Consider the following 26,782-nt stretch of genomic DNA (forward strand, 5'->3'; position numbering starts at 1 on the left):
TTAAACGGCAATCCTGTGGTCCGTCAGCCCTGGGCTGGTGACCCGGTAGATGCCGATTTCACCGAGCAGGTTGGGCCAGAGTTTGCTAGCCCAGCCGTGGCGATGCTGTTGATCGACGGCCAGCCTGTCGAGCACCTTTGCATCGCGTTCACGGCACAGTTCTTCGAAATCGCCGAAGGTGCAGAAGTGGATGTTCGGCGTGTTGTACCAGGTATACGGCAGGAATTCGGACACCGGCATGCGGCCCTTGCTCGCCAGATACCAGCGGCAGCGCCAGTGACCGAAGTTCGGAAAGGTGATGATGCACTGACGCCCGACGCGCAGCATCTCGTCGAGGATTCGGTCCGGGTAATGCACAGCTTGCAGGGCCTGGGTCATGACCACGACATCGAAGCTGTTGCTGGCAAAGTTGCCCAGCCCCTTGTCGAGGTCCTGCTCGATGACGTTGATGCCCTTGGCGACACACTCGGCAATGTTGGCAGCGTCGTTTTCCAGTCCGTAACCGGTGACCTGCTTGTGGTCACGCAGCCAGGTCAGCAATTCGCCGTCACCGCAGCCAAGGTCGAGCACGCGGCTGCCCGCGGGAATCCATTCCTGAATGATTTCCAGATCGGCTCTCATGACGTCCTCACAACGAAATTCGGTTCATGTAATTACCGAAAGCCTGCAAGTAGCGCGGAATCGGGATCAGAAAGGCGTCGTGGCCTTGAGGTGCGTCGATTTCCAGATAGCAGACGTCCTTGCGCGCGGCCATCAGTGCGTCAACCAGTTCCCGCGAGCGGGCCGGCGAGAAGCGCCAGTCTGTAGTAAACGACATCACGCAGAATTTGGCGGTGGCATTGGCGAAGGTCTTGGCCAGATCGTCGTTGAAGTTGGCGGCAGGGTCGAAGTAATCCAGCGCTTTGGTCATCAACAGGTAGGTATTGGCGTCGAAACGCCCGGAAAACTCTTCACCCTGATAGCGCAGATAGCTTTCGACCTGAAACTCGACGCTGTGGAAGTCGTAGTTGAGTTTTTCGCTCTTCAGACCACGGCCGAATTTCTCGCCCATCGAGTCATCCGACAGGTAGGTGATGTGCCCGACCATCCGTGCCAGCATCAGGCCGCGTTTGGGGATCACTCCGCGCTCCTGAAACGAGCCACCGTGGAATTCAGGGTCGGTGAGAATGGCCTGACGTGCCACCTCGTTGAACGCGATGTTCTGTGCCGACAGCTTGGGGGCCGAGGCGATTGCCAGGCAATGGCGCACGCGATCCGGGTAGCTGATGGTCCATTGCAGTGCCTGCATGCCACCCAGACTGCCGCCAATGACCGCTGCCCACGTGTCGATGCCGAGCAGATCCGCCAGCCGGGCCTGACTGTTGACCCAGTCTTCCACGGTCACCACCGGGAAGTTGGCGCCAAACGGCTTGCCGGTGTCCGGGTCGATACTGCTCGGGCCGGTAGAGCCGTTGCAGCCGCCCAGGTTGTTGAGGCTGACGACGAAGAACGTGTTGGTGTCGATAGGCTTGCCAGGGCCGATGCAACTGTCCCACCAGCCCGGTTTGCGGTCATCGGCGCTGTGGAAGCCTGCAGCATGGTGATGCCCGGACAGCGCGTGGCAGATCAGCACGGCATTGCTGCGTGCGGCGTTGAGCTGACCGTAAGTTTCGTAAATCAGGTCATAGGCCGGCAACGAACGACCGCACGCCAGCGCCAGAGGCTCGCTGAAGTGCGCCGTCTGTGGTGTGACCAGTCCGACAGAATCGTGAGGGAATACCGTGGGCATCGACCCTGCTCTCGCATAAATGAGGCGTAAGTCTAAAGACCGCGGGGTGCAGCGGCAATAAGCGATGTTGTGAGGCACAAATCAGCTGCACCTCGGGACAGGACGCAGAGCGTCCAGAACGGCATGCGACGCCGGAGCGTCGCACGATAGTTGAGGTTATCGTTCCTCACGCTCCAGCGTGGAACAAGAGTGCTTACATCAGCAACCGCAGCACATCCGGCATGCCGCTCATGGCGGCGAGGTTGTTGATGACCAGCATGTCCAGCAGCTTGAGCACCAGGAATGCGAGGATCGGCGAGATATCCAGCCCGCCCAGGTTAGGGACGATCTTGCGAAACGGTGCCAGGGCAGGCTCACAGATCTGGTTGACCAGCTCTGCGCCGGGGTTGCTGCTACCCGGTGCTACCCACGACAGAATCACGCTGATGATCAGGGCAAAGAAGAATATCTTCAGGAACAGTGCGGTGACGCCGATGATCGACCAGAGCAGCAGGTGCAGCGGATCGCCCGTGGTGCCGAACATCAGCAGCAGGGTCAGGGCCATCAGGATCATCTGCACGATGATCGCCAGTACCAGCGAAGACATGTCCAGCCCGCCCAGGCTTGGGATAATGCGCCGCAGCGGCTTGAGCAGCGGCTGGGTGGCGCGCACGATGAACTGGCACAGCGGGTTGTAGAAATTGGCCCGCACCAGTTGCAGCACAAAGCGCAACAGCACGATCAGCAGGTAAAGACTGCCAAGCGTTTGCAGGACGTAAATTGCAGCGGTGTTCAATCCGATCATCGATCTGCTCCAGAAAACCCGAAAATTATTTGCCCAGTTGCTCAGCCAGCTCGGCTGCACGGTGATCTGCGGCAGTTAGTGCCGTTTCCACCAGTGCTTCGAAGCCGCCTGCCTGAAATGCCTTGATGGCCGCCTCGGTGGTCCCGCCCGGCGAGGTGACACGACGACGCAGCTCGCCCGCACCCACATCACTGCCGGTCGCGATCAGTGCCGAGCCCAGTGCGGTTTGCAGGGTCAGCTTTTTCGCGATGTCTTCCGGCAGGCCCAGTTTTACACCTGCCGCGGTCATCGCTTCCATCATCAAAAAGAAGTACGCAGGGCCACTGCCGGACACCGCTGTTACAGCGTCCATGTGTTTTTCCTGCTCGACCCAGACTGCCACACCGACGGCCGACAGCAGTTGCTCGGCCTGCTCGCGTTGTTCGGCAGTGACCTTGTCGGTCGCATACAGCCCGCTGGCACCCTGACGCAGCAGTGATGGGGTATTGGGCATGCAGCGCACCACCGGCTGATCGCCAAGCCATTGAGTCAGGCTGGCGCAGGTAATGCCGGCTGCGACCGAAACAATCAACTGATTGGCTTCGAGGCTGGACTTCAACGCCTGGCAGACGTTTTTCATCATCTGCGGCTTGACCGCCAGCACCACGACATCTGCGCCCTTGATCGCCTCGGCGTTGTCGGCAAATACCTGGATGCCATGATCGTTGGCGATGCGTTCGCGGGTTTCGGCACCCGGCGCGCTGGCACAGATCAGTGCCGCGTCCACGCCTTGGGCGCGCAGGCCGCCGATCAGGCTGGCAGCCATGTTTCCGGCACCGACGAAGGCAATACGAGTCTTGCTCATGAAGGGGTCCTTATGGGGAAGGTTATGGCTGGCCATAGTCGCGGGCGCCAAAGAGAGCTGTGCCGATACGCACCCAGGTTGCGCCTTGTGCAATGGCGGCTTCCAGGTCGTGGCTCATGCCCATGGAAAGTGTGTCGAGCGCCAGGTTCAATTGCTCCTGCAATGTGCGCACAGCGGCGAACGAGGCATGCTGAGCCGCAGGGTCGTCTGTGGGCTCGGGGATCGCCATGAGGCCACGCAATTTCAGTCGCGGCAGGGCGATGATGGCGGCGGCCAGTGCCGGCAGGTCCTGAGGCGTGCAGCCCGACTTGCTGGCTTCGCCACTGACGTTCACCTGAATGCAGATGTTCAGTGGTTCAAGCGCCTCGGGGCGTTGCTCGGACAGGCGTTGGGCGATTTTCAGGCGGTCCACGGAATGTACCCAGGCGAAGTTCTCGGCGATAGCGCGCGTCTTGTTCGATTGAATGGGGCCGATGAAGTGCCAGCACAAGGGCAGGTCGCTCAGTTCGAGCTGTTTGCCCAATGCTTCCTGTAAATAATTTTCGCCAAAGTTGCGCAAGCCTGCGGTGTAAGCTTCACGCAAGTCGCCGGCGGGCTTGGTTTTGCTCACCGCCAGCAGGCCGACGGACGCCGGTTCGCGGTTGGCGGCGAGGGCTGCGTCGCGAATTCGTTGTTCGAGCGTTGAAATGTTCGCTGCTATCGTGGACATTGATTTGCGCCAGCAGGGCTAAAGTCTGCGGCATTCTATGTGATTGAGGAGCTGTATGGATATTACCGAGCTGCTGGCCTTCAGTGCCAAACAGGGCGCGTCGGACTTGCACCTCTCTGCAGGTCTGCCACCGATGATCCGCGTCGACGGCGATGTGCGGCGTATCAACCTGCCCCCGCTGGACGCCAAAGAGGTCAAGGCGCTGATCTACGACATCATGAACGACAAGCAACGGCAGGACTTCGAAGAACGGCTGGAAACCGACTTTTCTTTCGAAGTGCCGGGCGTGGCGCGGTTTCGGGTCAACGCTTTCAACCAGAATCGCGGCGCAGGCGCGGTGTTTCGTACCATTCCCTCGAAAATCCTGAGCATGGAAGACTTGGGGATGGGCAGTGTGTTTCGGAAGATTACCGACGTGGCACGCGGCCTGATTCTGGTCACCGGGCCGACCGGCTCAGGCAAGTCGACGACGCTGGCGGCGATGATTGACTACCTCAATTGCAACAAGCATCACCACATCCTGACCATCGAGGACCCGATCGAATTCGTTCACGAGTCGAAGAAGTGCCTGGTCAACCAGCGCGAGGTGCACCGCGACACACTGGGCTTCTCGGAGGCGCTGCGCTCGGCGTTGCGTGAAGACCCGGACGTGATTTTGGTCGGTGAGATGCGTGACCTGGAGACCATTCGCCTGGCGCTCACCGCCGCTGAAACCGGCCACTTGGTATTCGGCACGCTGCACACCACGTCAGCAGCCAAGACCATCGACCGGATCGTCGATGTGTTTCCGGCGCAGGAAAAATCGATGATTCGCTCGATGCTCTCCGAGTCATTGCACGCCGTGGTTTCGCAGGCGCTGCTCAAGAAGGTCGGCGGCGGACGCGTGGCAGCGCATGAAATCATGATGGGCACCCCGGCCATCCGTAACCTGATTCGCGAGGACAAGGTGGCGCAGATGTATTCGTCTATCCAGACCGGCGGTTCGCTGGGTATGCAGACGCTGGACATGTGCCTGGCCGATCTGGTGAAGAAGGGGCTGATCACCCGCGAAAGCGCGCGCGAACGTGCCAAGGTGCCGGATAACTTCTGATCGCAGGGAGGCTGCAGGAACGAAAAAGGGGTCTTGAACGCGTTCAAGACCCCTTTTTCAGATGCAGCTTGCGGACTGCGGATTAACGCCAGTATCAGCGCTGAACCACACGCATCTGGCCGGGCTGTTTTGGCAGAACGCGCTTGGCGATCTTGTAGTGACTGTTCCAATACGGTTTGTTCAGCGTATCGACAGTTACCGCCTTGCCACGGCGCGGCGCATGAACGAACTTGTTGTCGCCCAGGTAAATGGCGACGTGGTTGATGTTGCGGCTCTTGATATTGAAGAACAGCAGGTCACCGGGTTTCAGATCCTTGCGATCCACCGTCTGACCATGACCCTGGGCCATGGCATTGGAGGTGCGTGGCAGGTCGACCTCACGGACATCCGTGTAGGCATATTTGACCAGCCCGCTGCAGTCCAGTCCCTTGCCGGGCGTGGTGCCGCCCCAGCGGTAAGGCGTACCGACAGCCTGCAAGGCGCGTTTCACGACGGCATTGCCCTGCTTGGCAGGTACAGCAGCCGACGCCTGCAAGGTGGCCTTGCTGGCGTTCTTGCGTGAAACCGGCTTGGAGGCGCGGGCATTTTTGGGGTGAACGGATACTGGTGTGGCTTCCTGAGGTGCATTGCGAGTCGCGAGTGCCGGTGAAGAGTGACTTTTGGCGGTGTAGCCCGTGAAGCTCGCAGGAAGTTGTTGCTCACGATTGGTGGCGTGGGCGGCCAGTGGCATAAAAAGGCAAATGGTTAGCCATGTCTTGAAAAAAGGACGCATTCGGCAGGGCTCGTAGTGGTCAGCGCGCAACTTTATAACAGCTTTTTCGGAAAATCTGACCCCATTTGTCGAGCGCATCACACTGGTATCATTGCGTTTTATGCGACAGACTCTTTCTTTTTTCTTGCTAATCCCTTTAACGACAAGGGCTTGGCGGCATAAAACCGCCTCGTGTGCCATACGTCGGAAGAGGGAAACCAAGTCACAAATTTGTTATGTATTTTTTTCTATCAGCGCAAAGAGGGTAAAAATGAACGCCTATCGTTCGGACACGCACAGCAAGGTCATGGGCTACCTGATGTGGATTTTCGGGTTCCTGGGGGCGCATCGCTTTTACTACGGCAAGCCGGTGACCGGGACCCTCTGGTTCTTCACGTTCGGTCTGTTTGGTATCGGCTGGCTGATTGACCTGTTTCTGATCCCTTCGATGGACCGCGAAGCCGACCTGCGCTTTACCTCGGGTTCCACCGATTACAGCCTGGCGTGGATCCTGCTGACCTTCCTGGGCCTGTTTGGTGTACACCGCATGTATCAGGGCAAGTGGATCACCGGCATTATCTACCTGTGCACGGGCGGGTTGTTTCTCTTGGGGATTCTGTATGACTTCTGGACCCTGAATGACCAGATCTCGATGAAGAACGCCCAGCGCGGGTGAGGCTTGCTCAGCGGCGGACGCAGAGCGTCAGGGCTTCTGCCCGCAGGGCGTGGGAGCGAACTTGTTCGCGAAGGGGCCGTTACATTCACCGAAAGTTCATCGATTGAATTACAGTCTTCGCGGACAAGCCCGCTCCTACAGAAGCCCCATCATTAAAGCCTCTGGCCGAAAGGCGTGGGAGCGAACTTGTTCGCGAAAGGGCCGTTACATTCACCGAAAGTTCATCGATTGAATTACAGTCTTCGCGGACAAGTCCGCTCCTACAGAAGCCCCATCATTAAGGCCTCTGGCCGAAGGGCGTCGGAGCGAACGTGTTCGCGAAAGGGCCGTTACATTCACCGAAAGTTCAACGATTGAATTACAGTCTTCGCGGACAAGTCCGCTCCTACAGAAGCCCCATCATTAAAGCCTCTGGCCGAAGGGCGTCGGAGCGAACGTGTTCGCGAAAGGGCCGTTACATTCACCGAAAGTTCATCGATTGAATTACAGTCTTCGCGGACAAGTCCGCTCCTACAGAAGCCCCATCATTAAAGCCTCTGGCCGAAGGGCGTCGGAGCGAACGTGTTCGCGAAAGGGCCGTTACATTCACCGAAAGTTCAACGATTGAATTACAGTCTTCGCGGACAAGTCCGCTCCTACAGAAGCCCCATCATTAAAGCTTCTGGCCGAAGGGCGTGGGAGCGGACTTGTTCGCGAAAGGGCCGTCACATTCACCGAAAGTTCATCGATTGAATTACAGTCTTCGCGGACAAGTCCGCTCCTACAGAAGCCCCATCATTAAAGCTTCTGGCCGAAGGGCGTGGGAGCGGACTTGTTCGCGAAAGGGCCGTCACATTCACCGAAAGTTCATCGATTGAATTACAGTCTTCGCGGACAAGTTCGCTCCTACAGAAGCCCCCTCATTAAAGCCTCTGGCCGAAAGGCGTGGGAGCGAACGTGTTCGCGAAAGGGCCGTTACATTCACCAAAAGTTCATCGATTGAATTACAGTCTTCGCGGATAAGTCCGCTCCTACAGAAGCCTCATCATTAAAGCCTCTGGCCGAAGGGCGTGGGAGCGAACTTGTTCGCGAAGGGGTCGTCACATTCACCGAAAGTTCATCGATTGAATTACAGTCTTCGCGGACAAGTCCGCTCCTACAGAAGCCCCATCATTAAAGCTTCTGGCCGAAGGGCGTGGGAGCGAACTTGTTCGCGAAAGGGCCGTTACATTCATCGGAAGTTAATCGATTGAATTACAGTCTTCGCGGACAAGTTCGCTCCTACAGAAGCCCCCTCATTAAAGCCTCTGGCCGAAAGGCGTGGGAGCGAACGTGTTCGCGAAAGGGCCGTTACATTCACCAAAAGTTCATCGATTGAATTACAGTCTTCGCGGATAAGTCCGCTCCTACAGAAGCCTCATCATTAAAGCCTCTGGCCGAAGGGCGTGGGAGCGAACTTGTTCGCGAAGGGGTCTTTATGATCGCCGAGAATACATCGACTGACACACCGTCTTCGCGGACAAGCGAAGCGTCGCCCGGTCCGCTCCTACAGAGGTCTCGCTCTCCTTCGTTGGTCTGAGCGTAGTGCCTCAACGGCTGTAGCTGATCCGTCCATCCACCAGCGTATAGCGTACCGAGCCGGGCAGGCAGTGGCCGATGAAGGGGCAGTTCTCGCCTTTTGACAGCCAGGTCTCGCCCGCAACCGTCGAGGCGGCAGGGTCGAACAGCACGATATCCGCTGGCGCTCCTGCGCTGAGCTTGCCGGCTGGCAGGCGCAAGGCGGCGGCAGGGCCGCTGCTCAGGCGGGCGATCAGGGTCGGCAGGTCGAGCAGGCCGTCATCCACCAGCGTCATGGCCAGCGGCAGCAGCAGCTCAACGCTGCTGATTCCCGGTTCCGTGGCACCGAATGGCGCCAGCTTGGCGTCACGCTCATGTGGCTGGTGATGGCTGGAAATCGCCTGAATGACACCGCTCTTCACCGCTTCACGCAGGCCATCGCGGTCTGCGCGAGTGCGCAGTGGCGGCTGGACGTGATAGAGGCTGGAGAAGTCGATCAGCGCCTCGTCAGTCAGAATCAACTGATACAACGCCACATCCGCTGTCACTGGCAGACCACGTGCCTGCGCCTGGGCAATCAGCGCCGCACCACGCGCACTGGTTAACTGGCTGAAATGTGCGCGCACACCGCTTTGCTCGACCAGCAACAGGTCGCGAGCCAGCGCCACTGTCTCGGCCGTCTCGGGGATGCCCGCCAGACCCAGAAACGCCGCCGTCGCGCCATCGTGCGCCAGACCGCCTTCGGCCAGATCACGATCCTGCGAATTGAAAATCACCGTCAGGTCGAAGGTGGCCGCATATTCCAGCGCCCGGCACAGCGTACGGGTGTTGCTGAAGCTGCTCAGACCGTTGCCGAACGCCACGCAGCCAGCGTCGCGCAGGGCGATCAGCTCTGCCAGTTGTTCGCCTTCCAGGCCCTTGCTCAGTGCGCCGACAGGAAACACCTTGCTGAAACCGGCTTCACGGGCGCGGTCCAGAATCAGTTCGGCCACCGCCGAGGTGTCTAGCACCGGTTTGGTCTGCGGCGGGCAGCACAGGCTGGTCACGCCGCCTGCCACCGCCGCGCGGGTTTCGCTGGCGATGCTGCCTTTGCGGCTGTAGCCCGGCTCGCGCAGGGACACGTTGAGGTCGACCAGACCGGGTGCTGCGACCAGTCCGGCAGCATCGATGATCTGGGTGGGCTCGAAACCCTCCGGGGCGGCACCGATAGCGGTGAGCTTGCCTGCTTCAACATGCAGGTCGGTAACCTGATCCATCCCGCTGACCGGGTCGATGACGCGAGCGCCGAGGATGCTGAGCTTCACTGGGCGTTCTCCTGTTCGAATTGACGTTGTGCGTTTTGCCCGCTCATGGCCATGGACAGCACTGCCATGCGGATTGCGATGCCGTAGGTCACTTGATTGAGAATCACCGAATGCGCGCCGTCGGCCACTGCCGATTCGATCTCCACGCCGCGGTTGATCGGGCCGGGGTGCATGACAATCGCATCCGGCTTCGCGGCCGCAAGGCGCGCGGTGGTCAGGCCGAACAGACGGTAGAACTCGCCTTCGCTGGGCAGCAGTCCACCGGTCATGCGTTCGCGTTGCAGGCGCAGCATGATGACCACGTCCACGTCCTTCAAACCTTCGTTGAGGTCGGTGTAGACCTTCACCCCATATTGTTCGACGCCGACCGGCAGCAGGGTTTTCGGCCCTATCACGCGGATGTCCGGGCAGCCGAGCGCCTGGAGCGCGAGCATGTTGGAGCGCGCTACCCGTGAATGCAGGATGTCTCCAACGATGGCCACCGACAGGTTTTCAAAGCCGCCCTTGTGCCGACGAATCGTCAGCATGTCGAGCATGCCCTGGGTCGGGTGTGCGTGGCGGCCATCGCCGCCGTTGATGATCGCGACATCCGGGCATACGTGTTCGGCGATGAAGTGCGCAGCGCCCGAATCTGCGTGACGCACAACGAACATGTCGGCGGCCATCGCCTCAAGGTTGCGCAAGGTATCGAACAGCGTTTCGCCCTTGCTGGTGGACGAGGTCGAGACGTTCAGCGTGATCACGTCGGCCGACAGCCGCTGCGCAGCCAGTTCAAAGGTGGTGCGGGTACGGGTGGAGTTCTCGAAGAACACGTTGCACACCGTCTTGCCGCGCAACAGCGGGACTTTTTTCACCGCCCGCGCGCCGACTTCAAGGAACGAGTCAGCGGTGTCGAGAATTTCGGTAAGCAGCTCGCGGGGCAAGCCGTCCAGAGACAGAAAATGGCGCAGCTGGCCCTGATGGTTGAGCTGCAGCGGGCGCTTGGCGTCGAGAGGCGTCATCGCAATGGACTCTTAAAGGGCGGTGGAGAGGTCTTGAAGTTCGAGCGCCAGCGGCTCTGGGCCGGACAGCTTGATGCGTTCATCGGGTGCCAGCGACAGAGTCGCGCCAACCACATTCGGGCGGATCGGCAGTTCACCGGCGTCCAGGTCCAGCAGGCAGACCAGCGTGACGCTGGCCGGGCGGCCGTAATCGAACAGTTCATTGAGGGCGGCGCGGGCGGTACGGCCACTCATCAGCACGTCGTCGATCAGCACCAGATGCTGCCCTTCTATTTCGAACGGCAGGTCCGAAGGTCGCACTTGAGGGTGCAGGCCGTTCTGGCTGAAGTCATCGCGATAGAAAGAAACGTCCAGGGTGCCGAGCGGAGCGGGGTTGTTCAGTGCCTTGAGCAGCGCCTGGGCAACCCATACACCGCCCGTGCGGATACCAATGAAACGAGGATCGCTGATGCCGCGCTTGCTCAGGTGAGCGTTCAGGTCAGTGGCCATCTGACGAATCAATTCGGCGGGATCGGGCAGGCTCATGGTTGCTCCTTCAGAGGCTCGGGCAGCGTCGGTCCGTGGCGCAATGCTCAAGCGATAACGTGGAATCCGGGTATCTCGAAGCGATAAAGGCAGAAAAAGTCACACATTCAACAGCTCGGGGTGCTCGTCCAGCCAGCCTTGCAGAAGAAGCGCAGCAGCAATGGCATCCACCGGATTATCACGGTAGCTGCCTTTCTGGCCGCCGCGAGCCATGCGCTCGCCCTTGGCTTCGAAGGTGGTCAGGCGTTCATCATGGGTGTAGACGGTTACACCAAAGCGGCCGTTGAGCTTGCGCGAAAACTTTTCCGCGCGCGCGCTCATGTCGCTGGGCGTGCCGTCCATGTTCAACGGCAGGCCGACCACGATGGCGTCAGGTTTCCATTCGTTGATCAGTGCCTGAACCTTGTCCCAGTCCGGCACGCCATTCTGCGCCTTGAGTGTACAGAGTTCACGTGCCTGACCGGTAATGGCCTGACCGACCGCAACGCCGATCTGTTTGGTGCCGTAATCAATCCCCAGCAGCAGCCGTAAAGCGGCCATCAAGCGTGTCCTGCCTGGGTCGATATGAGGTTGAGATTGATGCCCAGGCGTCTGGCTGCCGCATCCAGGCGTTGCTCGCTGTCGACATCGAACAGGATGGCCGGGTCAAACGAGCAGGTCAGCCAGGCATTATCGGCCATTTCCGCATCCAGTTGGCCTGCGTCCCACCCTGCGTAGCCGAGGGTGATCACATTTTGATCAGGCCCGTAGCCATCGGCGATGGAAAACAGCACGTCCTGTGAGGTCGACAGCGAAATCCCGCCGGGAAGATTGACTGTGGCTTGAAACGTCTGGCCACTGGGATGCAGGACAAAGCCGCGATCTGTCTGCACCGGGCCACCCGAATGTATGGCGATTTCCTGGCAGCGTTTGGGCGCAGGAAGCTCCGGTCGCAGTTGTTCGAGTACATCCGCCAGGGTCAGGCTTTGCGGGCGGTTGATCACCAGCCCCATTGCGCCATTGGCGTTGTGCTCGACAACGTAGGTCAAGGTCTGAGCAAAGTTCTCGTCGTGCATGTGCGGCATGGCGATCAGGAACTGGTGCTTTAGATAACTCGGGGAGACTTTTTTCATGAGTCCTAGTTTGGCGTTGCCTTGCGCGCCTGACAACTGACACTTGTACGTGTCGAGTGTCAGTTTGCAAAAAATTCAATTACTCGACAGCTTGTCGCCGCGTGCAAATTTCCAGGTGCGGATGATCTCCAGCCTGTCGATGTCGGCCAGATCGCCGGTGAACGGCGCAAAAGGTGCCGCCAGACGCACGATTCGTTGTGCTGCCTGATCCAGCAAAGGTTGCCCTGATGATTCAAGCACCAGCACTTCATACAACGAGCCGTCGCGATTGATTGACACAAGAAGTCGCAAATTGCCGTAGATCTGCTTGCGCCGTGCTTCCTCAGGATAGTTCAGGTTTCCGACCCGCTCGACCTTCTTGCGCCAGTCGTCCTTGTACCAGGCACCTTTGTCGCGCATGGTCGAGGCCGCATTGAGGCGGTGGATCTTCGGACGCTTGGCGTAAAGCTGCTGCTCGGTCGACAGTTCGGCTTCCAGGCTGGCAATTTCATTGCTCAGCTCCGAGCTGTCAAAGGTCGGTGCGGCCTTGGTGGTTGGCTCGGGCTTGACTTCATCGCGCTTGGCGACGGTTTTCTGCTGGCTGGGCGCAGTGGTCGCGACGGCAGTCTTTGGCGCTTCCTGCTTGACCACCGGCTTGCTGGCCGGAGGCGGGGTAACCTTGTTGACCTTGGTGTCCTGATACGGCGCCAGCTCGGTGGTCTTGAGCGTTTCGGCCTTGTCCAGCGTGCCACTGCCCTGCTGATCGTCCTGTGCCAGGAAATCCGCCTGTTTAGGCTTTTCTTCACTTTTGAACGTAGCGAGGGTGATTTCCAGGGTCTGCGAGATCTGCTCCGGCTTTACATAAGTGAAACCCACGCCAAGGATCACCGCGAGGTGGATCAGCGCCGCGATCATCATGGTGAAGCCCAGGCGATCGGCAGGACGCACACCCACATTGGCGAGTTCGAGGGGAAGGTCGTTTCTGGCCATGGATGTCATTGGCGGTTCAGCATCTCGTCAGCCTGCATGTCAAAATCCGTGTCGTGTTACAGGTGGCGCATGATAACGCAATGTACGGCGAAGCTCTGTTGCGGATCAGACGAAGGGACGCCGCGGCGCACGGTTTGATCCGTGGCCAGCGGCGTCAGTCGTTGATCAGCCCTTGCGCGCCTGCAGCTTCTTATCGATCGCATCCATTAAAAGGCCACCAATATTGGTGCCGAAAGCATTGTCGATTTCGCGGATGCAGGTCGGGCTGGTGACGTTGATTTCGGTCAGGTGCTCACCGATCACGTCGAGGCCGACGAACAACAGGCCTTTTTCGCGCAGGGTGGGGCCGATCTGCTCGGCGATCCAGCGGTCCTTGTCGCTCAGCGGACGGGCTTCGCCACGCCCGCCTGCGGCCAGGTTGCCACGTGTTTCACCTGCGGCAGGGATGCGCGCCAGGCAATACGGGACTGGTTCGCCATCGACCATCAGGATGCGCTTGTCGCCGTCCTTGATGGCGGGCAGGTAGCCCTGCGCCATGATTTGCTGTGTGCCATGAGCGGTCAGGGTTTCAAGGATCACCGACAGGTTCGGATCGCCCGCCCGATGGCGGAAGATCGACGCGCCGCCCATGCCGTCCAACGGCTTGAGGATGACGTCGCCGTGCTTTTCGGCGAATTCGCGAATGATGTCGGCGCGGCGGCTGACCAGAGTCGGCGGGGTGCATTGGGGGAACAGCGTGGCGAACAGCTTCTCGTTGCAGTCACGCAGGCTCTGCGGCTTGTTGACGACCAGCACGCCAGCGCGCTCGGCCTGCTCCAGCAGGTAGGTGGCGTAGACGAATTCCATGTCGAACGGCGGGTCCTTGCGCATCAGGATCACGTCCAGGTCGTCGAGACCTGCGTCGACTTCGGCTTCGAACTCGAACCATTTGGCCGGATCGGCAAACACCTTGAGCGGCTTCATGCGCGCGCGGGCCTGGCCGGCGTTCTGATACAGGTCTTTCTGTTCCATATAGAACAGTGACCAACCGCGTTCCTGGGCGGCAAGCAGCATGGCCAGCGAGCTGTCCTTTTTATAGGAAATGCGCTCAATGGGGTCCATGACAATCCCTAGGCGAACGCTCATGGGCAATATCCTCTGATCGGTAAGGGCCGCAACGGCCGTAAAATTGGCATCAGGGTGGCGTTCCGTTTGCTCCGGGTCAAGGGGCAGGCCCGCCACGGTGCGCTTTATGGATTGAGTCTGGAGAGTATGCTAAAAAGGCTCGGCATCCGGTTTTCGATCCTTGGGGATCAATGAAGCGATACCGTCAGGCTCCCAGTGCCTCGCAGAATGCGCAAAAATTCGCTGCGGCGATGGAAGAGCAGCTATGGAACAACACGCCTCCGCCTTGAAAGTCATGGTCATCGATGACTCGAAGACCATTCGCCGCACCGCCGAAACACTGCTTAAAAACGCAGGTTGTGAAGTCATCACTGCGATAGACGGTTTCGACGCGCTGGCCAAGATTGCCGATAACCACCCACGAATCATATTCGTAGATATCATGATGCCGCGTCTGGACGGTTATCAGACGTGTGCGCTGATCAAGAACAACCGCGCATTCAAGTCCACGCCGGTCATCATGCTGTCCTCCAAGGACGGTCTGTTCGACAAGGCCAAGGGGCGGATTGTCGGTTCCGATCAGTTTTTGACAAAGCCTTTCAGCAAGGAAGAACTGCTCAGCGCGATCAAGGCTCATGTGCCGGGCTTCGTCGCAGCAGAACAACACATATCATGACGCCCGCGCCCGATGTGGCACGCTCGTAACCTGACGGGGAACACCCATGGCTCGAATATTGATCGTCGATGACTCGCCGACTGAAATGTACAAACTCACCGGCATGCTGGAAAAGCACGGTCATGAAGTGCTCAAGGCCGAAAATGGCGCTGATGGCGTGGCTCTGGCCCGTCAGGAAAAACCCGATGCAGTGCTGATGGACATCGTCATGCCCGGGCTCAACGGCTTTCAGGCTACGCGTCAGCTGACCAAGGATGCCGACACCAACATGATCCCGGTGATCATGATCACCACCAAGGATCAGGAGACCGACAAGGTCTGGGGCAAACGCCAGGGCGCGCGGGATTACCTGACCAAACCGGTGGATGAAGAAACCCTGATGAAAACCCTGAATGCGGTGCTGGCCGGCTGATTGCCGGAATCGCCATGGCCGAGCCACGTACCGCCTTTGAACTGCTTCTTGATATGGATCGACGCTGTCGTTCGCTGGCGGCGGGCCTGCCGCTGCAGGAAGCTCATCAGCAGGATTGGGTCGGCATCGGTTTCCGGATGGGTGAGCAGCGCTTCGTGGCACCTATCGGCGAAATCGCCGAAATCCTTCACGAGCCTCATCATGCAGTGATGCCGGGCGTGAAGTTCTGGGTGGCGGGTATCGCCAATCTGCGCGGCCGATTGTTACCACTCATGGATTTATGCGGGTTTTTCGGCCACGAACTGACCCCCGCGCGCAAACAGCGCCGGGTGCTGGTTGTCGAGCACAACGATGTGTTCGCCGGTCTGCTGGTCGATGAGGTGTTCGGCATGCAACGTTTCAGTCAGTTGAGCCTCATACCCCAGACATCACAAGACATCGATCAAGGTATCGCGCCGTTCTTGCGCGGGCAGTTCATTCGCGAGCAGGCGTGGCAGATATTCAGTCCGTGGGCGCTGGTGCAGTCTGCAGACTTCATGGACCTGGCATCTTAGGCTCTGGTTTGTTTTGTTTCACAATTGATCCAGGCGGGGGCCTGATTAATGAGTAATACAGGCAGATCAAGGGAAGGCGCGCGTAGCCGGACGCAGATTATTCTGCTGTTTGTCGCGCTCATCGTTTTCATCATGTTGCTGTTCGCCAACTTCGCCTATCTCAACACTCAATCGAACTACGACAAACAGTACATCGGGCATGCTGGTGAGCTACGCGTGTTATCCCAGCGCATCGCGAAAAACGCCACCGAAGCGGCCGCCGGTAAAACCCAGGCGTTCAAGCTGCTGGCCGATGCGCGCAACGATTTCGACGTGCGCTGGGGCTACCTGAGAAAAGGCGATCCGGCCACCGGGCTGCCTGCGGCTCCTGATCTGATACGCGACGAATTGCGCACCGTTCAGCGCGACTGGGAAGGGCTGCGCAAAAGTACCGATGTGATTCTGGCCAGCGAACAGACGGTTTTGTCGCTGCATCAGGTGGCTGCGACACTGGCCGAAACCATCCCGCAATTGCAGGCCGAATACGAAAAAGTCGTGGAAAGCCTTCTGCAAAGCCGTGCGCCGGCTGCGCAGGTGGTGGTTGCGCAGCGTCAGGCGCTGCTCGCAGAACGAATCCTCGGCTCGGTCAATACCGTGCTGGCCGGTGACGAAACAGCGGTGCAGGCAGCCGATGCGTTTGGCCGCGACGCCAGCCAGTTTGGTCGTGTGCTCAACGGCATGCTGGAGGGCAACGCCACGCTGCGAATCTCCCAGGTCGAAGACCGCGATGCCCGTGCACGGTTGGCGGAAATTGCCGAGCTGTTCGAGTTTGTGTCCGGCTCGGTGGACGAGATTCTTGAAACCTCGCCCGAGCTGTATCAGGTGCGTGAGGCGTCCGGAAACATTTTCAACACCTCACAGACCCTGCTGGATGAAACCTCGGTACTCACCAACAGCCTGGAAAACATGGCCAAGCGCCGTACTGTGAATACCATCGGTGGCTATGTACTGGGCTTGCTGGCGCTGATGTCGATCATCCTTATCGGTCTGGTCATGGTCCGCGAGACCAACCGCCAGTTGCGCGAAACCGCACAGAAGAGCGAGCGTAACCAGACCGCGATCATGCGTTTGCTGGACGAGATCGAAAACCTCGCTGACGGTGATCTGACGGTGACGGCCTCGGTGACCGAAGATTTCACCGGCGCGATTGCCGATTCCATCAATTATTCCATCGACCAGTTGCGCGAGCTGGTGGTGACCATCAACCTGACGGCCGAACAGGTTGCTGCTGCCGTTACCGAAACGCAGGCCACGGCCATGCAATTGTCTGCCGCCTCCGAGCATCAGGCGCTGCAGATCAGCGCGGCTTCGACGGCAATCAACGACATGGCAGCGTCCATCGATCAGGTATCGACCAATGCATCGGAATCCTCGGCGGTGGCAGAGCGCTCCGTAGCGATTGCCAACAAGGGCAACGAGGTCGTACACAACACCATCCACGGCATGGACAACATTCGCGAACAGATTCAGGACACGTCCAAGCGTATTAAGCGCCTGGGTGAGTCTTCTCAGGAAATCGGCGATATTGTCAGTCTGATCGACGATATTGCCGATCAGACTAATATTCTGGCCCTCAACGCGGCCATTCAGGCTTCGATGGCCGGTGATGCCGGACGTGGCTTTGCCGTGGTGGCTGACGAAGTACAGCGGCTGGCCGAGCGCTCGTCGTCTGCCACCAAGCAGATCGAAACGCTGGTGCGGGCCATTCAGAACGACACCAACGAGGCGGTCATCTCCATGGAGCAGACCACCAGCGAGGTGGTACGCGGCGCACGACTGGCGCAGGACGCCGGGGTGGCGCTGGGCGAAATCGAAGGTGTTTCCCGAGTGCTGGCCGAACTGATCGAAAGTATCACCGATGCCGCTCACCAGCAGGCCGAGTCGGCCGGTCAGATTTCACAGATCATGACTGTCATTCAGCAGACCACCTCGCAGACCACCTCGGGCACCTCGGCCACGGCCGAAAGCATCGGCAATCTGGCAAAAATGGCCAGCGAAATGCGGCGCTCGGTATCGGGTTTTGCCCTGCCGTCATCGAAGAAAGCCGGATGATGTACAACCAATGAACAACCTTGATTGGGTAACAGGCGGTACTCGTCATGGCTGATCGTCACGATTACGTGGCCCTTGAATGGCTTAAGGGCGAAATCGCCGAAACGCTGCGCCAGGCCCGCAACGAGCTGGATGCCTTCATTGAAGACCCGGCCAACAGCGCGGCGATGGCCGAATGTCTGAACCTGGTGCATCAGGTTCACGGCAGCCTGCAGATGATCGAGTTTTACGGCGCGGCGTTGCTGGCCGAGGAAATCGAGCAACTGGCGCTGGCGGTCCAGCAGAACCGTGTCAGCCATCCGGCGGAGTCCGAGCAACTGCTGATACAGGCTATGAGTCAGTTGCCGGTTTATCTGGAGCGTATCCACTCCGCGCGCCGCGACCTGCCGTTGGTGGTGTTGCCGTTGCTCAATGACCTGCGCAGTGCGCGGGGCGAAAGTCTGCTCTCGGAAACCAGCCTGTTCGCCCCGCAACTGGTCGTCGTTCCTGCGCTCGATGACCAGGAACTGGCGCGGCGCAATACCCCTGAATTGCCCAACCTGCTGCGCAAGCTGCGTCAGACCTTGCAGGCGGCGCTGGCGGGCCTGATGCGCGAGCAGGGTGTTCAGACCCAGCTCGGTTACATGGCCAAGGTGTTTGCCCGGCTGGAGCAGTTATGCGAGGACGCGCCGCTCGGTCCGCTCTGGCGAATCGCCTCGGCGCTGGTCGAAACCATGCTCAACGGCAACTTCACCAACAGCCCGGCCCTGCGCAGCCTGCTGAAGGATGCCGACAAGGAACTCAAGCGGCTGGCCGAGCAGGGCGTGACCGGCATCAATCAGCCGGCCCCCGAAGAGCTGCTGAAAAGCCTGCTGTTCTACATCGCCAAGTCCGACAGCCTGGCACCGAAGATGCTCGACCTCAAAGACCAGTACGCGCTGGCCGATGCCTTGCCCGGCAACGATGTGGTCAATGAAGAACGCGCACGCATGGCCGGGCCGGACCGCGACGCCATGCGCTCGGTAATCGTAGCCCTGTGCGAAGGGCTGGTCCGGGTCAAGGAACGGCTTGACGTGTTCGTGCGCGGTGACCGCCAGCATGTCAGTGAACTCAACGCGCTGCTGCCGCCGCTGCGGCAGATCGCCGATACCCTTGCAGTGCTTGGCTTCGGCCAGCCGCGCAAGGTGATCATCGATCAGCTTTCTGTCGTTCTGGGGCTGGCGCAGGGGCAGCGCGAGCCCAGCGACGGCGCGCTGATGGATGTCGCGGGCGCCTTGCTCTACGTCGAATCGACCCTCGCGGGCATGGCCGGGAGCAACGAACAGACCAGCCGTGAAGAAAGCCGCCTGCCGACCACTGACCTGACGCAAATTCATCAACTGGTGATTCGCGAAGCCCGCACGGTGTTGCAGCAGGCCAAGGACGTGATCCTCGATTACATCGACGGTGAGTGGGACCGCCAGCGGCTCGACCCGCTTTGCGCGCTGATCGTGCAGGTTCGCGGTGCGCTGGCGATGATCCCGCTGGCCCGTGCTGCCAGCCTGCTGGCCGCCTGCAACGAATACATTCAGGAACACCTGCTGGTGGACGAAACCCGTCCCAGCTGGGTTCAGCTCGATTGCCTGGCCGATACAATTACTGGCATCGAGTATTACCTGGAGCGCATGCTCGAAGACCATGAAGCGCCGGGTGATCAGGTCCTCGACATGGCTCAGCAAAGCCTGGCGCGGTTGGGCTATACGCCCGCTGCCGACACCCTTGAAGTGCCGCTGCTGGAAGAAATCATCACCCAGGATGAGTTGCTGGAACTGGATGATCGCAAGGCGCTGGTCAGCCCTGCGCAAACCATTGCCCAGGTCCTCGCCAGCCCGGTGTCGGCAGTCAATCCGCCTGCCCGCAACGTGCCCACCAGCCTGTTGCCGCCCTCGGCAGACGAAGAGGCGGTGGACGACGAGTTGCGCGAAGTCTTTCTGGAAGAGGCAGACGAGGTGCTCGACGCATTGCGCGAGTATCTGCCGCGCTGGTTTGCCTCGCTGGGCAGCGGCGGCCATTGGGACAGCACCGCACTGACCGAAGTGCGCCGGGCGTTTCATACCCTCAAGGGCAGCGGCCGGATGGTGCGTGCGCTGATTCTCAGCGAACTGGCCTGGTCGGTGGAGAACCTGCTCAACCGGGTGCTGGAAGGCGATGTGCTGGCGGGTCTTGAAGTTCAGCAATTGATGAGCGAAGTGCTGACGCTGCTGCCGTCGGTGATTCGCGATTTCGCCGAGGATGCGCAGCGCCAGCGTAACGATGTCGACCTGCTGGCGGCCCGTGCCCATGCGCTGGCCAATGGACTTGAGCTGCCGGCACTGCCCGCAACCGGTGAATCTGTGCCGGTCGAAGCGCTTGATCCGCAATTGCTGGAAATTTTCCGTCAGGAAGCGCTCGGGCATCTGAATACCCTGGGTCGCTTCCTCGACAACGCCGAACAATCGGCATCGCCTTCAATCAGCGACGCAGTGCTGCGTGCGCTGCACACCCTCAAAGGCAGCGCGCACATGGCCGGTGTGTTGCCGATTGCCGAACTGGCCAGCCCGCTCGACCAGTTGGTGCGTGAATACAAAGCCAACCTTATCGACATCGGCGCGCCCGAACTCGCTCTGCTGCGCAGCGCAGAACCGTTGTTGCACGACGGGCTCAAGCAACTCGACACAACCCCGCTGGCAGCCATTGCGGGTGCTGCGCAGCTGATCGAAGCGGCCCTGGCGCTACTCAACGAGCGGCTCACTGTGGTGCTGCGCGAGTCGGACAGTGGCCTACGGATCAAGCGTAATCCCACGCTGCTTGCCGGCTTTCTGGCCGAAGGCATGGATATCGTGCTGGACGCGGAAAACCTGTTGCGGCGCTGGCGTCAGCACCCGGGCGAACGTCAGGAGCTGAGCGCGTTGCTCGATGAACTGACTACGCTGGGGCATGGCGCGCATCTGGCCGATCTGCCGCAGGTCGATGAGCTCTGCGAAGCCTTGCTCGACCTATACGGGGCGGTCGAGGAAAGCAGCCTGGCGGTCAGCGAACGCTTTTTCGATGCAGCAGAGAGCGCCCACGAAGCGTTGATCAATATGCTTGATCAGGTGGCTGCCGGTCAGGACGTCGAACCACGTCCCGAGTGCGTGCGAGCCTTGAACCAGTTGCTGGATCAGGCGCTGGACCCTTCGGCGACCGGTCTGGTCAAGAGCGATGGCCATCGGACCCTGAGCGTTACCGAACTCAACGCGGCCACCGAGCAATTGGCCAGTGAGGCTGAGCATGCTGAAACTGCTGGCCCTGACGACGAGATCGTCGAGATATTTCTGGAAGAGGCTGTCGATATCCTCGACAGCGCCGGACAGGCGTTACAGCGCTGGCTGGCTGATCCGGAAAACTCCGCGCCGCTGGCCTCACTGCAGCGCGACCTGCACACCCTCAAGGGCGGCGCGCGGATGGCCGAGGTGGCCGAGGTGGGCGACCTTGCCCACGAACTGGAAAACCTCTACGAAGGCTTGATCGACCGGCGCTTCAACCATTCGCCAGCGCTGGCCGAGCTGCTGCATGAGAGTCACGACCATCTGGCGATTCTGCTGGAGCAGTTGTATCGGCAGGAAGCGCTCAGTGACCCCTCGGCCTTGATCGAAGCGCTGGGCCGCTGCCGCTCGCTCGAGAGCTCAGGGTCTGATGTGCAGGCACCGCCAGCGGCCAGCGAAGATCCTCCTGAACATGACACCGAGCTGCGTGAAGTCTTCCTTGAGGAGGGTTTCGACATTATCGAAAGCTCGGGCGCGGCACTGGCCCGCTGGCAGGCTGATCCGCACAACCTGCTGGAAGTCGAAAACCTGTTGCGTGACCTGCACACCCTCAAGGGCGGCGCGCGGATGGTCGAAATCGCCCCGATAGGCGATCTGGCCCACGAGCTGGAAACGCTTTATGAAGGGCTTTCTGCCGGCAACCTGCAACCTGCGCCATTGATGATCAGCCTGTTGCAAAGCGGTCACGATGTGCTGGCCGATATGCTCGACGCAGTGCGTAACGAAAAGCCGCTGCCTGATGCCTCGCTGCTGATTGAAAGCATTCGCAGACTGGCCAGCGATGAACCGGTGGGCGAGCCGGTGGTTGCGCAAACCTTTGAAACCGGTCCTGAATCGGTGGTGGCCGTCGCGCCTGCTGCTGACGGCGAGGTCGAGCGCAGTGGGCCGGAAATGGTCAAGGTGCCCGCCGAGCAACTGGAAGACCTGGTCAACCTGGCCGGTGAAACGTCTATTTTCCGTGGGCGGATCGAACAGCAGATTCTGGATTCGCAGGTCGCGCTGCTGGAAGTTGAAACCACTATCGAGCGGATGCGCGATCAATTGCGTCGCCTGGATATGGAAACCCAAGGCCGTATTCTCAGTCGCGAGCAGGTTCAGGCCGAGCGGCTGGGTTATGAGGAATTCGACCCGCTGGAAATGGACCGTCATTCGCAGTTGCAACAGTTGTCGCGTGCGCTTTTCGAGTCTGCCTCCGACCTGATGGACCTCAAGGAAACCCTCGGTGCGCGGGCCCGCGACGCTGAAACGCTGCTGTCGCAACAGGCCAGGGTCAACACCCAGTTGCAGGAAGGCCTGATGCGTACGCGCATGGTGCCGTTCGAACGCCTGGTGCCGCGTTTGCGTCGCGTGGTGCGCCAGGTTGCCTCGGAACTGCACAAGAAGGTCCATTTCGAGGTCGGCAATGCCGACGGTGAAATGGACCGAAATGTATTGGAAAGGATGGTCGCGCCGCTGGAGCACATGCTGCGCAACGCTGTTGATCATGGCCTGGAAAGCACTGAAAAACGCATCGCTGCCGGTAAGCCGGAGCAGGGCCATATCAGCCTTGAGCTGATGTATGAAGGCGGCGATATGGTGATCGAGTTGAGCGATGACGGCTCGGGTGTCGACTTGGCGGCCGTGCGCCGCAAGGCCGTCAAACGCGGCATGATCCATCCGGATGCCGATCTGTCCGACCATGAGGTTTTGCCGTTCATTCTGCAGGCGGGGTTTTCCACCAGCGAGATCATCACCCAGATTTCCGGACGTGGCGTCGGCATGGATGTGGTGCATGCCGAGGTCAAACAACTGGGCGGCTCGATGGTCATCGACTCGGTGCCTGGCAAGGGCACGCGCTTCCGTATTCGCCTGCCTATTTCGGTGTCGGTCAACCGTGCGCTGATGGTGACCTGCGGCGAAGAGCAATATGCCGTGCCGCTCAATACCGTCGATGGCATCGTGCGCGTCATGGCCAACGAGCTGGATGGCTATTACCAGACCAGCCCGCCGCGTTATCAATACGGCGGACGCAGCTACGAGCTGCGTTATCTGGGCGAGTTGCTGGGCAGCAGTCCACCCAGGCTTGCCGGGCAATTGCAGCCGCTGCCTGTATTGCTGGTGCATTTGCAGGATCAGTGGGTGGCGGTGCAGGTCGATGCGCTGGCAGGTTCACGCGAAATTGTGGTCAAGAGCCTTGGTACGCAGTTCTCAAGGGTGCAGGGCATTTCCGGTGCGACCATTCTGGGTGATGGGCGTGTGGTCCTGATTCTCGACTTGATGGCGCAGATTCGTACCTTGCAGGGCTTGCCTTTCAGAGGGTTGGCGCCTGTCTACCACGAAGCCGAGCACGCCAGGCCGTTGCTGGTGATGGTGGTGGACGATTCGGTGACGGTACGCAAAGTCACCAGCCGGTTGCTTGAGCGCCACGGCATGCATGTGCTGACCGCCAAGGACGGGATTGACGCCATGACCCTGTTGCAGGAGCACACGCCTGACATCATGCTGCTGGATATCGAAATGCCGCGCATGGACGGCTTTGAAGTAGCCAGCCAGATCCGCCAGGACGAACAGCTCAAGGAACTGCCCATCATCATGATCACTTCCCGCTCGGGCCAGAAGCACCGGGATCGGGCCATGGCGGTGGGCGTCAACGAGTACCTGAGCAAGCCTTATCAGGAAACCGTGTTGCTGGAGAGTATTGCTTACTGGAGTCAGGTGCATGTCTGAAGGTACGTTCCAGACCAGTCGCCTGACCAGCCTGACCGGCCTGCTGCTGCCGTTGAGTGACCGGCATTTGCTGCTGCCCAACGTCGCGGTCGCCGAGTTGATCGACTACCAGGACTGCAGCGCGGAGCCGGGCGCTCCCGAGTGGTATCTGGGACCGATCAGCTGGCGCGAGCTGACCTTGCCGTTGCTCAGTTTCGAAGCCGCCTGCGGAGGCCGCACCCGCGTGGGTGGCCGGGCCCGGATTGTAGTGCTCAATGCACTGGGCGGGCGTAACGACGTCAGGTTCATCGCGTTGCTCACCCAAGGCATTCCGCGCTCGTGCAAAGTCGACAGCCAGTTGAGCTACGTCGACGTCCCACTGGCCGAACTGGAGCTGGCTGCCGTACAGATCGGCGAAACCGTGGCGCGCATCCCCGACCTGGAAGGGCTGGAGCAGTGGCTGGTGGATGCAGGGCTGTCATAGGTAAAGAGGACGCAGAGCGTCCAGAGCGGCATGCGACGCGGAGCGTCGCACGATAGTTGAGATTATCGTTCCGCACGCTCCAGCGTGGGAATGCCGTTCGTGACGCTCCGCGTCACAGATCTGTGCCGCACCGCACATTCCGGATCGGACGCGGAGCGTCCAGAACGGCATGCGACGCGGAGCGTCGCACGATAGTTACAGGGTTATCGTTCCTCACGCTCCAGCGTGGGAATGCCGTGCGTGACGCTCCGCGTCACAGATCTGTGCCGCGCCGCACATTCCGGATAGGACGCGGAGCGTCCAGAACGGCATGCGACGCGGAGCACCGTACGATAGTTACAGGATTATCGTTCCGCACGCTCCAGCGTGGGAATGCCGTGCGTGACGCTCCGCGTCACAGATCTGCGCCGCGCCGCGCATTCAAGATCGGACGCGGAGCGTCCAGAACTGCATGCGACGCGGAGCGCCGCACGATAGTTACAGGGTTATCGTTCCGCACGCTCCAGCGTGGGAATGCCGTGTGTGATGCTCCGCGTCACAAATCTGCGCCGCACCGCACAGTCAGGATCGGACGCAGAGCGTCCATAACTGCATGCGACGCGGACCGCCGCACGATAGTTACAGGATTATCGTTCCTCACGCTCCAGCGTGGGAATGCCGTGCGTGACGCTCCGCGTCACAAATCTGCGCCGCACCGCACATTCCGGATAGGACGCGGAGCGTCCAGAACGGCATGCGACGCGGAGCGCCGTACGATAGTTACAGGATTATCGTTCCGCACGCTCCAGCGTGGGAATGCCGTGCGTGACGCTCCGCGTCACAGATCTATGCCGCGCCGCACACTCAAGGCAGGACGCAGAGCACGCTGAGCATGGGCACGATAGGGGACCAAAAGCCTCACGACGAACAGCTGATTTCCAGATGCTTGCCCCAGTCCGGTGGTCGCTGGGCGTAGCCTTCCATTCCGGGTTGTTCGGTGAAAGGCGTGCAGAGCACTTGGTGCAGGCGGCGGACTTCTGCATAGTCACCTTTTTCCGCTGCGGCGATAGCGTTCTGGGCCAGGTAGTTGCGCAGGATGTACAGCGGATTGACCGCGTGCATGCGGGTTTGACGCTCTTGCTCGGTGCCGTTGTCCTCGCCGGCAATACGCGTCTGATACGCTTCTGCCCAGGCATCGAAGCCCTTGATATCGACAAAGTCGTCACGCAACGTGCGCAACGCTTCTACGGCGGGCTGATCGCCCAGACGGCGGAAGAACAGGGTGTAATCCACGCCACTGTTCTGCATCAGCTTCAGCAATTGGCTGACCAGTTGTTCGTCCTGATCTTCGGCAATGGTCAGGCCCAGTCGACGACGCATTAGGTCCAGGTAGTGCGCTTGATAAAGCGGCAGGAACAAGCCGATGGTCTCGCGTAACGCTTCCACGCTGATGAACGGCGTCAGCGCCTGCGCCAGTGCGCTCAGGTTCCATTGCGCGATAGGCACCTGATTGCTGAAGGAGTAGCGACCTTCGTGATCGGAATGGTTGCAGATGAAGTGCTCATCGAAATCATCCAGAAACGCAAACGGACCGAAATCGAAGGTAATGCCCAGAATCGACATGTTGTCGGTGTTCATCACGCCGTGGCAGAAACCGTAGGCCTGCCACTTGGCAATCAGCTCGGCGTTACGCTCGACGATTTCGCGGAACATCGCCAGATACGGCTCTGGCTGCTCCTGACAATGCGGGTAATGCATCGTCAGTACATGTTCGGCCAGTGTCTTCAATTGCTCTGGCTGTTTGGTGTAGAAGAAGTATTCAAGACTGCCGAAGCGCACATGGCTCTGCGCCAGACGCAGCACCATGGCCGCGTGTTCCTGGGTTTCGCGCCATACCGGCGTGCTGGAGCTGACTACGCACCCTGCACGGCTGCTGGGGATACCCAGCGCGTGCAATGCTTCGGAAGCCAGAAACTCGCGGATCGACGAACGCAGCACAGCGCGTCCATCGCCCATCCGCGAGTACGGCGTGCGGCCCGCGCCCTTGAGGTGCAGGTCCCAGTGTTCGCCTGCGTCGTTGTACACCTCGCCCAGCAACAGCCCGCGGCCGTCGCCCAGGCGCGGGTTGTAGGAACCAAACTGATGGCCGGAATAAACCATCGCTCGCGGCTCGGCTTCTGACCACAGCTTGTGGCCGCTGAAGATTTCCGCGAACAGCGGCAGATCGGCTTGTTCAGGGGCCAGGTCCAGCAGCGCCAGCGCGGATTCGCTGGCAACCACAAGCCGCGGCGCATCGATGGGCTCAGGCAGCACGGAAGTGGAGAACGCATCGCCCAGTCGGGCAAAGCGGTTGTCGAAAGTGAGTTCGTCGAGTGCTTTCAAAGCGTATCGCCTCCAGAGGGGAATTTCAGGCTTTCAACGAAGCG

The 26,782-nt window shown here is 60.0% G+C and carries 22 protein-coding genes; 8 read left to right on the forward strand and 14 right to left on the reverse strand.

Going from position 1 to position 26,782, the window contains the following annotated elements; translation table 11 throughout:
• From metW to RYB66_RS25420, 5 genes are all read right to left on the reverse strand, one after another.
• Positions 1–621, reverse strand: coding sequence for a methionine biosynthesis protein MetW (metW, locus tag RYB66_RS25400; RefSeq protein WP_002551723.1), 621 nt, complete (start codon positions 619–621; stop codon positions 1–3).
• Between the two features lie 7 nt (positions 622–628).
• Positions 629–1,768 carry a homoserine O-succinyltransferase MetX gene (locus RYB66_RS25405; protein WP_002551724.1) on the reverse strand — a complete coding sequence of 380 codons (1,140 nt, stop codon included), beginning with the start codon at positions 1,766–1,768 and terminating at the stop codon, positions 629–631.
• A gap of 193 nt (positions 1,769–1,961) precedes the next feature.
• Entirely contained in the window at positions 1,962–2,552 is a 591-nt protein-coding gene (locus tag RYB66_RS25410; protein ID WP_004666457.1) for a YggT family protein, read from the reverse strand.
• Between the two features lie 25 nt (positions 2,553–2,577).
• Entirely contained in the window at positions 2,578–3,396 is an 819-nt protein-coding gene (gene proC / locus RYB66_RS25415; RefSeq protein WP_004654392.1) for a pyrroline-5-carboxylate reductase, read from the reverse strand.
• A gap of 22 nt (positions 3,397–3,418) precedes the next feature.
• On the reverse strand, positions 3,419–4,105 hold the full coding sequence (locus tag RYB66_RS25420) for a YggS family pyridoxal phosphate-dependent enzyme (RefSeq protein WP_005731051.1): 687 nt from the start codon (positions 4,103–4,105) through the stop codon (positions 3,419–3,421).
• 55 nt (positions 4,106–4,160) lie between these two features.
• Between RYB66_RS25420 and RYB66_RS25425 the strand changes: the two genes are divergently transcribed.
• On the forward strand, positions 4,161–5,195 hold the full coding sequence (locus tag RYB66_RS25425) for a type IV pilus twitching motility protein PilT (protein WP_002551728.1): 1,035 nt from the start codon (positions 4,161–4,163) through the stop codon (positions 5,193–5,195).
• Between the two features lie 94 nt (positions 5,196–5,289).
• On the opposite strand, the gene RYB66_RS25430 is transcribed toward RYB66_RS25425, so the two are convergent.
• A complete protein-coding gene (locus RYB66_RS25430; RefSeq protein ID WP_002551729.1) occupies positions 5,290–5,967 on the reverse strand; it encodes a C40 family peptidase in 678 nt (225 codons plus the stop codon).
• A 250-nt stretch (positions 5,968–6,217) separates the two neighbouring features.
• Here RYB66_RS25430 and RYB66_RS25435 point away from each other — a divergent pair, with 250 nt between their 5' ends.
• Positions 6,218–6,622: an NINE protein gene (locus RYB66_RS25435; RefSeq protein ID WP_004666455.1), complete on the forward strand. Its 405-nt coding sequence runs from the start codon at positions 6,218–6,220 to the stop codon at positions 6,620–6,622.
• 1,568 nt (positions 6,623–8,190) lie between these two features.
• Here the strand turns inward: RYB66_RS25435 and RYB66_RS25440 are convergent.
• The 7 genes from RYB66_RS25440 to gshB all read right to left on the reverse strand — a co-directional run bounded on the left by RYB66_RS25440 (position 8,191) and on the right by gshB (position 14,194).
• Positions 8,191–9,462: a dihydroorotase gene (locus RYB66_RS25440; protein WP_117140116.1), complete on the reverse strand. Its 1,272-nt coding sequence runs from the start codon at positions 9,460–9,462 to the stop codon at positions 8,191–8,193.
• Complete coding sequence (locus RYB66_RS25445) at positions 9,459–10,463, reverse strand: aspartate carbamoyltransferase catalytic subunit (protein ID WP_004666454.1); 1,005 nt, start codon at positions 10,461–10,463, stop codon at positions 9,459–9,461. The genes RYB66_RS25440 and RYB66_RS25445 overlap by 4 nt, the downstream gene beginning before the upstream one ends.
• A gap of 12 nt (positions 10,464–10,475) precedes the next feature.
• Positions 10,476–10,988 (reverse strand): bifunctional pyr operon transcriptional regulator/uracil phosphoribosyltransferase PyrR, encoded by a 513-nt coding sequence (pyrR, locus tag RYB66_RS25450; protein ID WP_057422021.1) that lies wholly within the window; start codon positions 10,986–10,988, stop codon positions 10,476–10,478.
• A gap of 99 nt (positions 10,989–11,087) precedes the next feature.
• The gene (gene ruvX, locus RYB66_RS25455; RefSeq protein ID WP_002551734.1) at positions 11,088–11,528 is read right to left on the reverse strand and encodes a Holliday junction resolvase RuvX; all 441 of its coding nucleotides are present in this window, start codon (positions 11,526–11,528) and stop codon (positions 11,088–11,090) included.
• Entirely contained in the window at positions 11,528–12,100 is a 573-nt protein-coding gene (locus RYB66_RS25460; protein WP_002551735.1) for a YqgE/AlgH family protein, read from the reverse strand. The genes ruvX and RYB66_RS25460 overlap by 1 nt, the downstream gene beginning before the upstream one ends.
• Positions 12,101–12,175: 75 nt before the next feature.
• Positions 12,176–13,078, reverse strand: coding sequence for an energy transducer TonB (locus RYB66_RS25465; protein WP_016982509.1), 903 nt, complete (start codon positions 13,076–13,078; stop codon positions 12,176–12,178).
• A gap of 156 nt (positions 13,079–13,234) precedes the next feature.
• Positions 13,235–14,194 carry a glutathione synthase gene (gshB, locus tag RYB66_RS25470; protein ID WP_005743059.1) on the reverse strand — a complete coding sequence of 320 codons (960 nt, stop codon included), beginning with the start codon at positions 14,192–14,194 and terminating at the stop codon, positions 13,235–13,237.
• 244 nt (positions 14,195–14,438) lie between these two features.
• On the opposite strand from gshB, the gene pilG reads away from it, so the two are divergent.
• From pilG to RYB66_RS25500, 6 genes are read left to right on the forward strand one after another with little or no spacing between them, the layout of a single operon-like run.
• Complete coding sequence (gene pilG / locus RYB66_RS25475; protein WP_002551738.1) at positions 14,439–14,849, forward strand: twitching motility response regulator PilG; 411 nt, start codon at positions 14,439–14,441, stop codon at positions 14,847–14,849.
• Between the two features lie 46 nt (positions 14,850–14,895).
• A complete protein-coding gene (pilH, locus tag RYB66_RS25480) occupies positions 14,896–15,261 on the forward strand; it encodes a twitching motility response regulator PilH (RefSeq protein WP_002551739.1) in 366 nt (121 codons plus the stop codon).
• A gap of 14 nt (positions 15,262–15,275) precedes the next feature.
• Positions 15,276–15,815, forward strand: a complete 540-nt coding sequence (locus tag RYB66_RS25485) for a chemotaxis protein CheW (protein ID WP_002551740.1) — start codon at positions 15,276–15,278, stop codon at positions 15,813–15,815.
• A gap of 48 nt (positions 15,816–15,863) precedes the next feature.
• Positions 15,864–17,906: a methyl-accepting chemotaxis protein gene (locus RYB66_RS25490; protein WP_002551741.1), complete on the forward strand. Its 2,043-nt coding sequence runs from the start codon at positions 15,864–15,866 to the stop codon at positions 17,904–17,906.
• A gap of 47 nt (positions 17,907–17,953) precedes the next feature.
• A complete protein-coding gene (locus RYB66_RS25495; protein ID WP_316895779.1) occupies positions 17,954–23,914 on the forward strand; it encodes an Hpt domain-containing protein in 5,961 nt (1,986 codons plus the stop codon).
• Positions 23,907–24,377, forward strand: a complete 471-nt coding sequence (locus RYB66_RS25500; protein ID WP_002551743.1) for a chemotaxis protein CheW — start codon at positions 23,907–23,909, stop codon at positions 24,375–24,377. The genes RYB66_RS25495 and RYB66_RS25500 overlap by 8 nt, the downstream gene beginning before the upstream one ends.
• Positions 24,378–25,274: 897 nt before the next feature.
• Here the strand turns inward: RYB66_RS25500 and selO are convergent.
• The gene (gene selO, locus RYB66_RS25505) at positions 25,275–26,738 is read right to left on the reverse strand and encodes a protein adenylyltransferase SelO (protein ID WP_117140120.1); all 1,464 of its coding nucleotides are present in this window, start codon (positions 26,736–26,738) and stop codon (positions 25,275–25,277) included.
• Between the last annotated feature and the right edge of the window lie 44 nt (positions 26,739–26,782).

Origin of the sequence: Pseudomonas syringae group sp. 243L2, from assembly GCF_032587875.1 — a bacterium.
In the GTDB taxonomy this organism is placed as follows: Bacteria; Pseudomonadota; Gammaproteobacteria; order Pseudomonadales; family Pseudomonadaceae; genus Aquipseudomonas; species Aquipseudomonas amygdali.

Bases quoted from the DNA above. Each gene is read 5' to 3' on its own strand.
- metW (WP_002551723.1), bottom strand. From the start codon at position 621: ATGAGAGCCGATCTGGAAATCATTCAGGAATGGATTCCCGCGGGCAGC.
- RYB66_RS25405 (WP_002551724.1), bottom strand. From the start codon at position 1,768: ATGCCCACGGTATTCCCTCACGATTCTGTCGGACTGGTCACACCACAG.
- RYB66_RS25410 (WP_004666457.1), bottom strand. From the start codon at position 2,552: ATGATCGGATTGAACACCGCTGCAATTTACGTCCTGCAAACGCTTGGC.
- proC (WP_004654392.1), bottom strand. From the start codon at position 3,396: ATGAGCAAGACTCGTATTGCCTTCGTCGGTGCCGGAAACATGGCTGCC.
- RYB66_RS25420 (WP_005731051.1), bottom strand. From the start codon at position 4,105: ATGTCCACGATAGCAGCGAACATTTCAACGCTCGAACAACGAATTCGC.
- RYB66_RS25425 (WP_002551728.1), top strand. From the start codon at position 4,161: ATGGATATTACCGAGCTGCTGGCCTTCAGTGCCAAACAGGGCGCGTCG.
- RYB66_RS25430 (WP_002551729.1), bottom strand. From the start codon at position 5,967: ATGCGTCCTTTTTTCAAGACATGGCTAACCATTTGCCTTTTTATGCCA.
- RYB66_RS25435 (WP_004666455.1), top strand. From the start codon at position 6,218: ATGAACGCCTATCGTTCGGACACGCACAGCAAGGTCATGGGCTACCTG.
- RYB66_RS25445 (WP_004666454.1), bottom strand. From the start codon at position 10,463: ATGACGCCTCTCGACGCCAAGCGCCCGCTGCAGCTCAACCATCAGGGC.
- pyrR (WP_057422021.1), bottom strand. From the start codon at position 10,988: ATGAGCCTGCCCGATCCCGCCGAATTGATTCGTCAGATGGCCACTGAC.
- ruvX (WP_002551734.1), bottom strand. From the start codon at position 11,528: ATGGCCGCTTTACGGCTGCTGCTGGGGATTGATTACGGCACCAAACAG.
- RYB66_RS25460 (WP_002551735.1), bottom strand. From the start codon at position 12,100: ATGAAAAAAGTCTCCCCGAGTTATCTAAAGCACCAGTTCCTGATCGCC.
- RYB66_RS25465 (WP_016982509.1), bottom strand. From the start codon at position 13,078: ATGACATCCATGGCCAGAAACGACCTTCCCCTCGAACTCGCCAATGTG.
- gshB (WP_005743059.1), bottom strand. From the start codon at position 14,194: ATGAGCGTTCGCCTAGGGATTGTCATGGACCCCATTGAGCGCATTTCC.
- pilG (WP_002551738.1), top strand. From the start codon at position 14,439: ATGGAACAACACGCCTCCGCCTTGAAAGTCATGGTCATCGATGACTCG.
- pilH (WP_002551739.1), top strand. From the start codon at position 14,896: ATGGCTCGAATATTGATCGTCGATGACTCGCCGACTGAAATGTACAAA.
- RYB66_RS25485 (WP_002551740.1), top strand. From the start codon at position 15,276: ATGGCCGAGCCACGTACCGCCTTTGAACTGCTTCTTGATATGGATCGA.
- RYB66_RS25490 (WP_002551741.1), top strand. From the start codon at position 15,864: ATGAGTAATACAGGCAGATCAAGGGAAGGCGCGCGTAGCCGGACGCAG.
- RYB66_RS25495 (WP_316895779.1), top strand. From the start codon at position 17,954: ATGGCTGATCGTCACGATTACGTGGCCCTTGAATGGCTTAAGGGCGAA.
- RYB66_RS25500 (WP_002551743.1), top strand. From the start codon at position 23,907: ATGTCTGAAGGTACGTTCCAGACCAGTCGCCTGACCAGCCTGACCGGC.